Source organism: Actinomadura geliboluensis, assembly GCF_005889745.1.
Lineage (GTDB): Bacteria > Actinomycetota > Actinomycetes > Streptosporangiales > Streptosporangiaceae > Spirillospora > Spirillospora geliboluensis.
In genome coordinates this window covers 1-12,503 of sequence record NZ_VCKZ01000280.1, presented here as the reverse complement: position 1 = coordinate 12,503, position 12,503 = coordinate 1, and the positions used below count along the sequence as shown (strand labels likewise).

Genomic DNA, 12,503 nt, shown 5'->3' with positions numbered 1-12,503 from the left:
GTGTAGAGGCGCGGGGTCTCCGGGGTGCGGGACGGGGCGTCCTGGATGATCCTCAGCCGGGTGGCGAGGCGGTCGGCCAGGTCGGCGAAGCGGCGCTCGGGGTCGGCGGGGCGCTGCGCGCGGTCGTCGTCGATGGCGTACAGCCGGCGCGGCACGCCGAACGCCTTCTCCTCGAACCACGCGGACGAGTTGACCAGGACGTAGAGGCCGTCGCGGCGGAGCCGGTCGTGGATCCCGTGCAGGAAGACGTCGTCCCTGCCCTGGCTCTCCGACTCGGACTTGTTCGGGATCACCACCACGTAGACGGGCGCGCCGAGCGCGTCCGCCGCCGACTTCATGGCCGCGCGGACGCGGGCGCGTCCGGCCTCGTCGAGCGCCGAGACCATGTCGGGGTCGATGAAGAGGGGGTCCTTGGCGAGGGCCGCGGCCACCCGGTCCAGCCGGTGCTGCGCGTACGCGGGGATGGGTTCGCTCGCGGCGGCGGGCGCGGTGAGGAGCGGGACGGCCAGCAGCGCGGCCGCGAGGGCGAGGATCCGGATGACGGTGTTCACCGGCGCTTCCCTTGCTTTCCGGCCTTCTTCGCGTTCACTGCCGGGCGCCTGCTGTGGCGCCGCCATCGCAGCCACAGCAGGAGGAGCAGGAGGGGGACGCCGCTGAGGGCCGTCCCGGTGGCGAAGGCGTTGCGCTCCGCGCGGGCCGCCTCGCGCTCGGAGCGCTCGCGGGCGTCCAGGGCGATGCGGACCTTGGACTTCGGGCGCGGGCCCGCGTTCTCGTACCGCTCCTTGGCCTGCCCGGACAGGGCGATCTCCACGAACCGCTCGATCGCCGCGACCGCGCCCGCGTCGTTGGGCAGCTCGTACATCGCGGCGCGCATCGCGTCCTTCACCGGGAGCGTCGCCCCGCCGTACTGGACGGCCGAGAGCGACGTCTGGGCCGGGTCGGCGACGATGTAGACGCCCGGTTTGCCGAGGCTGTCGTGCAGGAGCGGGACCAGGTCGTCGGTCGAGTAGCGGTCGACGAGGTAGGCCGGGGTCACCGCGGTGTAGACGGGCACGCCGAGGCGGGCGACCGCCTTCTTGATCCGCTGGGCGGCGTCCGGCGGCAGCGCCCGCGGCGCGTGGTCGGTCACGTACACCGGGTCGCGGCGCAGCTCGGCGGCGAGGTGGTCGACGCGGCTCACCGGCTTGGCGCGCTCCAGCGGGGCCGCCGCCGCGGGCGGCGCCGCGCACGCGAGCAGCAGGCCGATCACCAGAGCAGAGCACGCGCGCCACATGGTGGGCGAGTGTAGTGATGATCGACGAATGCCGTGAGCTGGGGTGCGGGCGGAGAAATCCCCCGGCCGGGGGACGGCGGACTCACCCGTGAAAACCCACACCACCGGTGTCGGGCTACCCGCGAGTCATTGGATAGGGTCGAGGGCGGGGGAGAACCCCGGAATCACCGTAGTTGACAGTCCGGGTTCATGCCGGGCGATACGACGTGAGGGAGAGCCGTTCCGTGACCATCCGAGTAGGCATCAACGGGTTCGGCCGGATCGGCCGCAACTTCTACCGCGCTGTCAAGGCGAGCGGGGCCGACATCGAGATCGTGGCGGTCAACGACCTGACCGACAACGCCACGCTCGCCCAGTTGCTCAAGTACGACAGCATTCTCGGCCGTTTCCCCGAGGACGTGCGCGCCACCGCCGACGAGATCGTCGTGGGCGGCAAGGCGATCAAGGCGTTCGCCGAGCGCGACCCCGCCAACCTGAAGTGGAGCGATGTCGGCGCCGACATCGTCGTGGAGTCGACCGGTTTCTTCACCGACGCCACCAAGGCCAAGGTGCACGCCGACAACGGCGCGAAGAAGGTGATCATCTCCGCCCCGGCCAAGAACGAGGACGTCACGGTCGTGCTGGGCGTGAACGATGACAAGTACGACCCGGCGCAGCACACCGTGATCTCCAACGCGTCCTGCACCACCAACTGCCTGGCCCCGCTGGCCAAGGTGCTGCACGACAACTTCGTCATCGAGAAGGGCCTGATGACGACGGTGCACGCCTACACGCAGGACCAGAACCTGCAGGACGCGCCGCACAAGGACCTGCGCCGCGCCCGCGCCGCCGCGCTGAACGTCGTGCCGACCTCCACCGGCGCCGCCAAGGCCATCGGCCTCGTGCTGCCCGAGCTGAAGGGCAAGCTGGACGGCTACGCCCTGCGCGTCCCGGTGCCGACCGGCTCCGCCACCGACCTGACCGTCACCGTGTCCCGCGACGTCACGGTCGAGGAGGTCAACGAGGCGTTCAAGAAGGCCGCCACCGAGGGCGCGCTGAAGGGCTACCTCACCTACACCGAGGACCCGATCGTCTCCAGCGACATCGTCACCGACCCGGCGTCCTGCATCTTCGACTCCGGGCTGACCAAGGTCATCGGCGACCAGGTGAAGGTCGTCGGCTGGTACGACAACGAGTGGGGCTACTCCAACCGCCTCGTCGACCTCGTCAAGCTCGTCGGCTCGCAGCTGTAACCGAAGCCGTCGCCGCCGTGGCCGCGGCGCGCCCGGGAGGGGGCGCGCGGCCACGGCGCGGCCGTGTACGGAAGGACATCGCATCCCGATGCGCACCATTGACGATCTCGACGTCGCCGGGAGGAGGGTGCTCGTCCGCGCGGACCTCAACGTCCCGCTGAAGGACGGCGCCATCACCGACGACGGGCGGATCCGGGCCAGCCTGCCGACGATCGAGGCGCTGCGGGCCCGGGGCGCCAAGGTCATCGTCTGCGCCCACCTCGGCCGGCCCAAGGGCGAGGTCAAGCCCGAGTTCTCGCTCGCCCCCGTCGCGGCGCGGCTGGGCGAGCTGCTCGGCGCGGACGTGGCGTTCGCGTCCGACGTCGTCGGCGACTCCGCCCGCGCCGCGGCCGAGAACCTCGCGGACGGCGGCGTCGCGCTGCTGGAGAACCTGCGCTTCGAGCCGGGCGAGACCAGCAAGGACGACGCCGAGCGCGGCGCCTTCGCCGACCGGCTGGCCGCCCTCGCCGAGATCTACGTCGGCGACGGGTTCGGCGCGGTGCACCGCAGGCACGCGTCGGTGTACGACGTGCCGCGGCGGCTCCCGCACGCCGCCGGCGGGCTGATCGCCGCCGAGGTCGAGGTGCTCAGGAAGCTCACCGAGGACGTCGCCCGCCCCTACGCGGTCGCGCTCGGCGGCTCCAAGGTGTCCGACAAGCTCGGCGTGATCGACAACCTGCTCGGCAAGGCCGACCGCATCCTGATCGGCGGCGGCATGGTCTTCACCTTCCTCAAGGCCCAGGGCCACGAGGTCGGCAAGAGCCTCCTCGAAGAGGACCAGCTCGACACCGTGCGCGCGTACCTGCGGCGGGCCGAGGAGGCGGGCGTCGAGTTCGTGCTGCCCGTCGACATCGTCGCGGCCACCGCGTTCGCCGCCGACGCCGACCACGCCGTGGTCGCCGCCGACGCGATCCCCGCCGACCGGCTCGGCCTCGACATCGGCCCCGAGTCCGGCAAGCTGTTCGCCGCGCGCCTCGCCGACGCCCGGACGGTGTTCTGGAACGGCCCCATGGGCGTGTTCGAGATGGAGCCGTACTCGCACGGCACCCGCGCCGTCGCGCAGGGCCTCATCGACTCCGGCGCGTTCACCGTGGTCGGCGGCGGCGACTCGGCCGCGGCCGTCCGGCAACTCGGCTTCGACGAGGCCGCCTTCTCCCACATCTCGACCGGCGGCGGCGCCAGCCTCGAATACCTCGAGGGCAAGACGCTGCCCGGCCTGCAGGCCCTGGAGGACTGACCGATGGCCCCCGCGACCTCTTCTTCCGGCAAGCAGAGCGGCCGCAAGCCGCTCATGGCGGGCAACTGGAAGATGAACAACAACCACCTCGAGGCGATCGCGCTCGTCCAGAAGATGGCGTTCGCGCTCAAGGACGCCGACTACGACGCCGTCGACATCGCCGTGATCCCGCCGTTCACGGCGATCCGGTCGGTGCAGACGCTCGTGGACGCCGACCGGCTCGCCATCCAGTACGGCGCCCAGGACGTCTCCCAGCACGCCTCCGGCGCCTACACCGGCGAGATCGCCGCGTCGATGCTCGCCAAGCTCGGCTGCGACTACGCCGTCGTCGGGCACTCCGAGCGCCGCCAGTTCCACGCCGAGGACGACGCGGTCGTCAACGCCAAGGCCAAGGCCGCGCTCGCCGCCGACATCACCCCGATCCTGTGCATCGGGGAGGGCCTGGAGGTCCGCAAGGCCGGCGAGCACGTCCGCCACTGCCTGACCCAGCTGGACGGCGGGCTGGAGAAGATCCCCGCCGACCAGGTGCGGCGCACCGTGATCGCCTACGAGCCGGTCTGGGCGATCGGCACCGGCGAGGTCGCCACCCCGCAGGACGCGCAGGAGGTCTGCGCCGCGATCAGAACGCGGCTCGCCGAGCTGTACGACGGCGGATTGGCCGACGAGGTGCGTATCCTGTACGGCGGTTCGGTCAAGAGCGGCAACGTGGCCAAGCTCATGGCGCAGGACGACGTGGACGGCGCCTTGGTCGGTGGTGCCAGCCTGGACCCGGGAGAATTCGTCAAGATCTGCCGGTACCGGGATCTCCCCGTCTGATCAAAACTGATCAATTCTGCGTGAACTGGGGGTTCTTGCCGAACCAGCGGGTAGTTCGTCGTACCCTTCGTAGCTGACGGGTAAACCGCCCGGCTCGACCCTCCGTCCCCGACCTACAGACAAAGGCGCTGAAGAATCGTGATCATCGCAACGTCCATCGTGCTCATCGTCACGAGCCTGCTGATGGTGGTCCTCGTCCTGATGCACAAGGGCAAGGGCGGCGGGCTGTCGGACATGTTCGGCGGCGGGGTGTCGTCGTCCCTGGGCGGGTCGTCCGTGGTCGAGCGCAACCTCGACCGGCTGACGGTCGGCGTCGGGGTGCTGTGGTTCGCCTCGATCGTCGTGCTGGGGCTGCTGTTCAAGCACAAGGGCGTCGGCTGAGCCACCCGTCTGACATTTGCGATCGCCGCCGCCGTCCCAGGAGGTCACGGACGGCGGCGGAACACCGAGCGAGGAGTATTCCGTGGGTAGTGGCAACGCGATTCGGGGCAGCCGCGTCGGGGCCGGTCCGATGGGAGAGGCGGAGCGCGGCGACGCCGCCCCCCGTGTCTGGGTGACCTTCTACTGCGCCAACCGGCACGAGACCCGCCCCAGCTTCGCGACGGACGTCGCGGTCCCCGAGACGTGGGACTGCCCGCGCTGCGGGTTCCCCGCCGGCCAGGACGCGGAGAACCCCCCGGCGCCGCCGAAGACCGAGCCCTACAAGACGCACCTGGCGTACGTGAAGGAGCGCCGGAGCGACGAGGACGGCGAGGCCATCCTGGAGGAGGCGCTCGCCAAGCTCCGCGAGAAGCGCGCCGCCGTGAAGCAGGCCATGGAGGCCGCGGCCCGCTAGCCGCACGCGCACCGCACCGGCGTCGTCCGCATCGGCGTCATCCGGCCCGGCTCCCCGGAAGGGGCCGGGCCGTTCGCGTCCCCGCGCCGCCCTAGGACGTCCACAGGGCGCGGAGCGCCGCGTTCACCGCGTCAGGCCGCTCCACGTGCGGGTAGTGCGCCGCGCCCGGGATGCGCACGAGCCGCGCCCCGATCCGCTCGGCCGTGACGCGGGCGCACGCCATCAGCGGTGCGCCGCCCCGCTCCCGGTAGAGGGCGGGCGCGCTCTCCCAGGTCCCCGACAGTACGAGCTTCGGCCACGGCGCCGCGGCGAGTTCGGCGACCGGGATCGGAGCCTCCCAGCACAGCCGTTCGCGGAGCGCCGCGCCGGCCGCCCGCAGCCGTTCCGGGGTCGGCTCCAGCGGCGGCATCCCGGCAGAGTCGGCGGCGGCCCTCAGGTAGTCGCCGGCGGTCATGTCCGCGGGGACGTTCGCGATGGCCTCCCGGTTGGCGCGCAGCGCGGCGGCCACGACCGGGTCGTCCGCCGCCGCCTGGTACGAGCCGGGCTCGATCAGCGCCAGCGACAGCACCGCCTCCGGGCGGCGTGCGGCGGCCAGCATGACGCCGACGGCGCCGTAGGAGTGCCCGACGAGATGGGCGCCGTCGCCCATCAGCCCGGCGATGTCGGCGGCGTCGGCCCGGTAGTCGCTCGCGTACTCCGCCGAGCCCGTGCCGGCGCTGCGGCCGTGGCCGCGGCGGTCCACCGCGAGGACGCGGAAGCCGTGCCCGGCCAGGGGCCGCTGCGCCGCGAAGCCGAGAAGGGGGTCGTCGCCCCAGGCCGTGGAGCCGTGGACGAGCAGCGCGCGCGGCCCCGTCCCGCCCGTCTCGTCCCACACTGTCGCGTGCACGTCCGCCACCATCAGCGCTCCATTGAACGGTGTTCAGAGTTACTGAACACTGTATAAGGGAAGCTGAACGACGTGCAGCCCGGGGCTAGGGTGGGGGCATGCCCACCGACTCGCCCTCCGTCTGGCTGCGCCCCGAGCGTCCGTCGCGCGACCGGCGGCTCAGCCGCGCGCGGATCGTCGCCCAGGCGGTCGGCATCCTCGACGCGGACGGCGTGCGCGGGCTCTCCATGCGGCGGGTGGCGTCCGAGCTGGGCGTGACGGCGGGCTCGCTGTACTGGTACGTCGACACCAAGGACGAACTGCTGGAATTGGCCCTGGACGAGGTCCTCGGGGAGACGCTCGCGGAGGTCCGTGCGGGCGGCGGCGCCGAGCCCTCTGGGGACTGGCGCAACGCGCTGGGCACCCTGGCCCGGACGCAGCGCGCGATGCTGCTGCGCCACCCCTGGGTGCTGTCCGGACTGTCCGGCCGGCCCTCCCTCGGCCCGAACGCGCTGGCGCTCAGCGAGGCCGGGCTCACGATCCTGGCCGGCGCCGGGTTCACCGGGCCCGACCTGGACGCCGCGCTGTCCGCCGTCACCGACCACGTCCTCGGCGCCGTGGTGGCGGAGACGTCCTGGCGGGCCGCGCTGGAGCCGGCCGGCGGCGCCGCGCGGTGGCGCGAGCGGGCCGCGGAGTACCTGAGCCGGGTCGCGGACGAGCATCCGCTGCTGGGCGCCCGGATGTCCGCCGCGGGGGAGGTCGACGCCGGACGCGAGTCCGAGCGCCGGTTCGGCTTCGCGCTCGACTGCCTGCTGGACGGTCTGGAGGCGCGGCTCTCCGTCGAATAATCTTCGGAGGACGGGGCCTCCGGGCGTGGTTCGCGCAACGGGAGTTCGGCATCGGCGGAGGAATCGGGAGGGGCACCGGTGGACGCGGTCGATCAGGCGATCCTGCGGCGGTTGCAGCGGGACGGGCGGCAGACCAACCGGGAACTGGCCGAGGCGGTGGGGATCGCGCCGTCCACGGCGCTGGAGCGGACGCGGGCGCTGCGGGCGCGGGGCGTCCTCACCGGGTTCCACGCCGCCGTCGACTTCGAGCGGCTCGGCCGCGGGGTGCAGGCGCTGATCTCGATCCGGATCCGGCCGCAGTCGCGGGAGGCGATCGAGTCGGCGCGCGACGGCATGGCCGCGATGCCCGAGGCCGTCGGGGTCTTCGTCGTGACCGGCAACGAGGACCTGCTGGTCCATGTGGCGGTGCCGAGCACCGCCTACCTGCGCGACTTCGTGCTGGACCGGCTGGCGCGCCGCAAGGAGTTCGTGGACGTCCGCACCACGGTGGTCTACGACTACGTGCAGCCGGTGGAGCAGTCCGAACTTCCGGCGGCGGGCACGCGCGAGAGCCGAACGTCCTACAGCTGAGCGATGCTTTGCCTGCCGCGAGGCGAATTATCACCGGGTGAGGGCAGCTAGTCCGAACGTGTGACTGCTATGCAGACTTCATTCCCGCATGTCCTTCTAGGTTCGGTCTCATGGACCGACGAAACGATGTGTCGGGGCCGCTGCTGGTACTGGCCGCCGGGGTGCTCTGGGGGACGGTCGGGCCCGCGCAGGTGCTGGCCGCGCCGGACGCGGCCCCGGTCGCCGTCGGCGGGGCGCGGATCATGTCCGGCGGGCTGGTCCTGGCCCTGCTGGTGCTCGCGCTGGACCGGCGCGCGTTCCGCACGCTGACCCGGCGGACGTGGGCGCCGCTCGCGGCGGCCTCCGCCGCCACCGGGACGTTCCAGGCGGCGTTCTTCAGCGCGGTCGACCGCACCGGCGCCGCCGTCGCGACCGCCGTGGTGTTCGGGCTGGCGCCGGTCTCCACCGGGCTGTGCGAGCGGCTCGTGCTGCGGACGCGGCTGAGCCGCCGGTGGTGGGCGGGGACGGGGTGCGCGGTCGGCGGCGTCGCGCTGCTGATGGTCCCCGGGCCGGCCGTCCACGTCGACCCGGTCGGGGTGCTGCTGAGCCTCGCCGCCGGGACGTGCTTCGGCGTCTACACGGTGTCGGCCAAGGTCCTCACCGGACGGGACGCGGGGATGGCCGCCGCCGTGTCGGTGACCCTGCTCGCCGGGGCAGCGGCGCTGCTGCCCTGGACCCTGGCGGAGCTGCCGGCCCTCGCCGCGCCCCGGTCGGCGGTGCTGGTCGGCTGGCTCGGGATCGCCGCGACGGCGGCCGCGTACATGTTCTTCGTCACCGGCCTCGGCCGGGTGGCCGCCGCGACCGCCGGGACGCTGAGCCTCGCCGAGCCGCTCGTGGCCGCCGCCCTCGCCGTCGCCGTGCTGGGGGAGCGGCTGTCGGCGCCGGTCGCCGCCGGGTCGCTGCTCCTGCTCGGCGGGCTGTTCGTGGTCTCCGTCCCGGCCCGGCCCCGGGCGGCCCGTTATGATGGCGTGCACGTGACTGGCGCAGTGAAGGTGGAGACGACCACCGGGGAGCGAAACTAGTCCGCACACCGCGCGCCTGGGTGTACGGGTCCCGTTCGCCGGGCGCCCGAGGTCCCGGCGCGAGCAGCGCGGAGGCTCACGATGCACGTACCGTCCGTATCCCACCTGTCCGCCGAGGACCCGGAGATCGCCGGGCTGGTGGAGGCCGAGGCCCGCCGCCAGTACGAGAAGCTCCGGCTGATCGCGTCCGAGAACTACGTGTCGCCGGCGGTGCTGGAGGCCACCGGGTCCGTCCTGACGAACAAGTACTCCGAGGGCTACGCCGGCAAGCGGTACTACGAGGGCCAGCAGAACGTCGACCCGATCGAGCTGCTGGCGATCCGGCGGGCGAAGGAGCTGTTCGGCGCCGAGCACGCCAACGTCCAGCCGTACTCGGGCTCGCCCGCCAACCTCGCCGTCTACATGGCGTTCCTGGAGCCCGGCGACCCGGTGATGGGGCTGTCGCTGCCGATGGGCGGGCACCTCACGCACGGCTGGTCGGTGTCGGCCACCGGCAAGTGGTTCCGCCCCGTCCGGTACGAGGTGCGCGCCGACACCGGGCGGGTCGACATGGACCAGGTCCGCGACCTCGCGCTCAAGGAGCGGCCGAAGCTGATCTGGTGCGGCGGCACCGCGATCCCGCGGACGATCGACTTCCCGGCGTTCGCGGAGATCGCCCGCGAGGCCGGCGCGGTGCTCGCCGCGGACGTGGCGCACATCGCCGGGCTGATCGCGGGCGGCGCCCACCCGTCCCCGATCGGGCACGCGGACGTCGTCACCACGACCACGCACAAGACGCTGCGCGGCCCGCGCGGCGCCATGATCCTGTCGACCGCCGAGCACGCGAAGGCGGTCGACAAGGCGGTGTTCCCGGGGCTGCAGGGCGGCCCGCACGACCACACGACCGCGGCGATCGCCGTCGCGCTGAAGGAGGCGGCGCAGCCGGACTTCCCCGCGTACGCGCGGCAGATCGTCGCGAACGCGCAGGTGCTGGCGGCGGCGCTGGCCGACCGCGGCTACGACCTGGTCTCGGGCGGCACCGACAACCATCTGATCCTGATCGACCTCACGAACAAGGGCGTCGCGGGCAAGCCCGCCGCGCAGGCCCTCGACCGCGCCGGGATCGAGCTGAACTACAACGCCGTGCCGTTCGACCCGCGCAAGCCGTTCGACCCGTCCGGGCTGCGGATCGGCACGGCCGCGATCACCACGCGCGGGCTCGGCGCCGAGCAGATGCCGCTGGTCGCCGCGTGGATCGACGAGGTCGTGCAGGGCGTCTCCAAGCAGGACGAGACCGTCGCCGAGCGGGTCGCCGGGCAGGTCCGGGAGCTGCTCGCGTCCTACCCGATGCCAGGCTGGGCTCCCGCGCCCTAGGCGCCGGGCGCGCGGCGCAGGATCGTGATCATGCGCCACGCCTCGGGGTCGGTGAGGGCCACCGCGTCCTCGCCGGCCCCGAAGTCGCCGTACCGCGCGACGGTGTCGAGCCCGCCCGCGAGGCGGATCGCGGCGTCCAGTTCGGTCGCCGTCCAGAACCGGTAGGGGACGACGTCGCGGATCACCCGCGTGCCGTCCGCGTCCGTGATCGTCATCGTGACGTGGTCGTCGGCGATCTGGGTGACCGGGTCGAGCCGGTCGCCGGGCTCACCCCAGCGGACGCTCGCGCGCACGCCGCCGCGCTCGACCGTCCAGCCGGTGCTGACGCTCGGCTCGTCGCCCAGCCGGTCGCGGGGGTGCGACATCTCCACCACGTACAGGCCGCCGGGGGACAGGTGCGCGGCGGCGCGGCGCAGGTGCGCGACGAACGCGTCCAGCGTCATCAGGTGGGACGTGGAGTCCAGCATGGTGACCACGAGGTCGAAGCCGCGGCCGAGGTCGAAGCGGGTCATGTCGTCCTGGACGACCTCCAGCGCCACCCCGGCCCGCTCGGCCTCCCGGGCGGCGTAGGCGCACATCGCCGGGTTCAGGTCGAGCGCCGTCGCGGCCAGCCCGCGGCGCGCGAACTCGCGGGCGTGCTCGGCGGGCCCGGCGGCCAGCTCCAGCACGGTCGCGGGGCGCGCGCCGAGCCCGGCGCACCAGCCGAGCAGGACGTCCGCCTCGGCCGCCACGTCGCGGAACGAGCACGCCAGCTCGTAGGCCCAGGGGTCGTCGTAGATGCCGCTCACCCGGCCATCCTCCCAGCGCCGGGGCGTGCCGGCGCCCGGGGCGTGCGGGCGCGTGTCACGCGACCGCCACGTCACCGTGTGCCCGGGGTTCCACATTGCGGACCAGGGGTTGAGCCGCCCGCCCCGACCGCCTAGCGTGCGGTAAGTGATCGACCCCGTGAGCGGTGAGGACGTCAACGATCGACCGCGGCGCGGCCCGTCCGCGACCAGGCTGCCGCTGCTGCTCCCCGGTTCCCTCAGCGACGAGCAGCGGGCCGTGTACGAGGCGGTGACGGGCGGTCCCCGCGCCGCCGGCCGCACCCCGCCGTTCGGCCTGGCCGACGACATCGGGCGGCTGCACGGCCCCTTCAACGCGATGCTCTACAGCCCGTCCGTGGGGCTGCCCCTGCAGGACCTCGGCGCCGCGCTGCGGTTCCGGACGGCGTTCACCAAGCGCGAGCGGGAGATCGCCACGCTGGTCGTCGCCGCGCACGCCCGGTCCGACTACGAGTGGTACGCGCACGAGCGGATCGGCCGCCGGCACGGGCTCACCGACGCGGAGCTGGACGCGCTGCGCGAGGGCCGTGCGCCGATGCTCGGCGACGTCCGCGAGCGCGTCGTGCACGAGGCGGCCCGGCAGCTCGCCGCCGAGGGCGACCTCGCCGACGCCGTCTACACCGAGGCGGTCGCGACGCTCGGCCGCGCCGCCGTCGTCGAGCTGGTCGCCCTCGTCGGCTACTACCAGGCGCTCGCCCTGCAGCTCCGCGCGTTCCGGGTGGGCGTCCCGGACGGCGAGGAGCCGCCCGCGTGGCCGGCCGGCGACCCGGCGGGGCCGGGCCCGGGCGGTGCCGGGGCATGAGCGAGGTGCTGCGCACGGTGCGGCTGGCGCTGCATCCGGTGTCGATGCGCGACCACCGCGCGCTGCTGACGCACTGGACGGGGCCGCGCGTCCGGCGCCACCTCTTCGACGACCGGACGGTCACCCCCGTCCAGGTCAGCGAGATCATCGAGGCGAGCGAGCGGGACTTCGCGACCGAGGGGTACGGGCTGTGGGCGCTGCGCCCGGCCGCCGCGTCCGGGCCGGACGCCCTGCCGGAGACGCTGCCCGGCGCCGCGCCCGGCGATCCGCTGATCGGCGTGGCGGGGCTCAGCCACCACGAGGGCCCGCTCGGCCACGGCGTGGACGTCGAGATCCTCTACAGCCTGGAACCGGACCACTGGGGCCGGGGCCTGGCGGCCGAGGCGTCCCGCGCGGTGCTCGACTACGCGTTCGGGGTGGTCGGCGTGCACCGGGTCACCGCCGAGATCGACCCGGCCAACCCGGCGTCCGCGGAGATCGCCTTCCAGCTCGGGATGCGGCGGTGGCGGGACGGCCCGGCCGGCCCCGACGGCGCCGCCTACTTCGCCGCGGACCGCTCCCGCTGGATCGGATCCAGTCGAATCGTGGACGCCATCACATAGATTCCGTTGCACGCTCTTGATTTCGCTGCGGAATTCAGCACTATGAGCGCATGAGCTCAAGCACGGGCCGGGCGCCCCTCGCCCCCGGCTTCGCCAACGGCGGCGTCTCCTTCTGGTACCGGGCCGCCGGGCGGCCCGTCCCCGGC

At 73.5% G+C, this 12,503-nt stretch carries 13 protein-coding genes, 2 pseudogenes and 1 riboswitch; of the genes and pseudogenes, 11 read left to right on the top strand and 4 right to left on the bottom strand.

Features of this window, described 5'->3' with window-relative positions:
* A pseudogene (locus ETD96_RS30570) lies at nucleotides 1–551 on the bottom strand (hypothetical protein); the annotation flags it as partial.
* On the bottom strand, nucleotides 548–1,273 hold the full coding sequence (locus ETD96_RS30565; protein ID WP_138639954.1) for a hypothetical protein: 726 nt from the start codon (nucleotides 1,271–1,273) through the stop codon (nucleotides 548–550). The pseudogene ETD96_RS30570 and the gene ETD96_RS30565, both read right to left, overlap by 4 nt.
* 224 nt (nucleotides 1,274–1,497) lie before the next feature.
* Here ETD96_RS30565 and gap point away from each other — a divergent pair, with 224 nt between their 5' ends.
* The 5 genes from gap (at nucleotide 1,498) to ETD96_RS30540 (ending at nucleotide 5,432) form a co-directional block, all read left to right on the top strand.
* Nucleotides 1,498–2,505, top strand: coding sequence for a type I glyceraldehyde-3-phosphate dehydrogenase (gap, locus tag ETD96_RS30560; RefSeq protein ID WP_138639953.1), 1,008 nt, complete (start codon nucleotides 1,498–1,500; stop codon nucleotides 2,503–2,505).
* Nucleotides 2,506–2,593: 88 nt separating this feature from the next.
* Nucleotides 2,594–3,781, top strand: coding sequence for a phosphoglycerate kinase (locus ETD96_RS46995; protein ID WP_138639952.1), 1,188 nt, complete (start codon nucleotides 2,594–2,596; stop codon nucleotides 3,779–3,781).
* Nucleotides 3,782–3,784: 3 nt separating this feature from the next.
* On the top strand, nucleotides 3,785–4,597 hold the full coding sequence (gene tpiA, locus ETD96_RS46990) for a triose-phosphate isomerase (RefSeq protein WP_138639951.1): 813 nt from the start codon (nucleotides 3,785–3,787) through the stop codon (nucleotides 4,595–4,597).
* Between the two features lie 138 nt (nucleotides 4,598–4,735).
* Complete coding sequence (gene secG, locus ETD96_RS30545; protein WP_089325828.1) at nucleotides 4,736–4,978, top strand: preprotein translocase subunit SecG; 243 nt, start codon at nucleotides 4,736–4,738, stop codon at nucleotides 4,976–4,978.
* Nucleotides 4,979–5,060: 82 nt separating this feature from the next.
* Entirely contained in the window at nucleotides 5,061–5,432 is a 372-nt protein-coding gene (locus ETD96_RS30540) for an RNA polymerase-binding protein RbpA (protein ID WP_138639950.1), read from the top strand.
* A 91-nt stretch (nucleotides 5,433–5,523) separates the two neighbouring features.
* Here ETD96_RS30540 and ETD96_RS30535 read toward each other — a convergent pair whose 3' ends face one another.
* Entirely contained in the window at nucleotides 5,524–6,330 is an 807-nt protein-coding gene (locus ETD96_RS30535; RefSeq protein WP_138639949.1) for an alpha/beta fold hydrolase, read from the bottom strand.
* 86 nt (nucleotides 6,331–6,416) lie between these two features.
* Here ETD96_RS30535 and ETD96_RS30530 point away from each other — a divergent pair, with 86 nt between their 5' ends.
* From ETD96_RS30530 to ETD96_RS30515, 4 genes and pseudogenes are all read left to right on the top strand, one after another.
* Nucleotides 6,417–7,145, top strand: a complete 729-nt coding sequence (locus tag ETD96_RS30530; protein ID WP_138639948.1) for a TetR/AcrR family transcriptional regulator — start codon at nucleotides 6,417–6,419, stop codon at nucleotides 7,143–7,145.
* A 78-nt stretch (nucleotides 7,146–7,223) separates the two neighbouring features.
* On the top strand, nucleotides 7,224–7,715 hold the full coding sequence (locus ETD96_RS30525; RefSeq protein WP_138639947.1) for an Lrp/AsnC family transcriptional regulator: 492 nt from the start codon (nucleotides 7,224–7,226) through the stop codon (nucleotides 7,713–7,715).
* 110 nt (nucleotides 7,716–7,825) lie between these two features.
* Nucleotides 7,826–8,626 (top strand): annotated as a pseudogene (locus ETD96_RS30520) (DMT family transporter); the annotation flags it as partial.
* Nucleotides 8,627–8,718: 92 nt separating this feature from the next.
* Nucleotides 8,719–8,805, top strand: a riboswitch (ZMP/ZTP riboswitch).
* A 52-nt stretch (nucleotides 8,806–8,857) separates the two neighbouring features.
* The gene (locus ETD96_RS30515; RefSeq protein WP_138639945.1) at nucleotides 8,858–10,129 is read left to right on the top strand and encodes a serine hydroxymethyltransferase; all 1,272 of its coding nucleotides are present in this window, start codon (nucleotides 8,858–8,860) and stop codon (nucleotides 10,127–10,129) included.
* On the opposite strand, the gene ETD96_RS30510 is transcribed toward ETD96_RS30515, so the two are convergent.
* Entirely contained in the window at nucleotides 10,126–10,917 is a 792-nt protein-coding gene (locus ETD96_RS30510) for a class I SAM-dependent methyltransferase (RefSeq protein ID WP_138639944.1), read from the bottom strand. The two genes, ETD96_RS30515 and ETD96_RS30510, sit on opposite strands and share 4 nt — an antisense overlap.
* Before the next feature lie 145 nt (nucleotides 10,918–11,062).
* Here ETD96_RS30510 and ETD96_RS30505 point away from each other — a divergent pair, with 145 nt between their 5' ends.
* Together ETD96_RS30505 and ETD96_RS30500 are read left to right on the top strand one after the other, a co-directional pair.
* Nucleotides 11,063–11,755, top strand: coding sequence for a carboxymuconolactone decarboxylase family protein (locus tag ETD96_RS30505; protein WP_138639943.1), 693 nt, complete (start codon nucleotides 11,063–11,065; stop codon nucleotides 11,753–11,755).
* Entirely contained in the window at nucleotides 11,752–12,357 is a 606-nt protein-coding gene (locus tag ETD96_RS30500; protein WP_138639942.1) for a GNAT family N-acetyltransferase, read from the top strand. Before ETD96_RS30505 ends, ETD96_RS30500 begins: the two co-directional genes overlap by 4 nt.
* Nucleotides 12,358–12,503 lie beyond the last annotated feature (146 nt).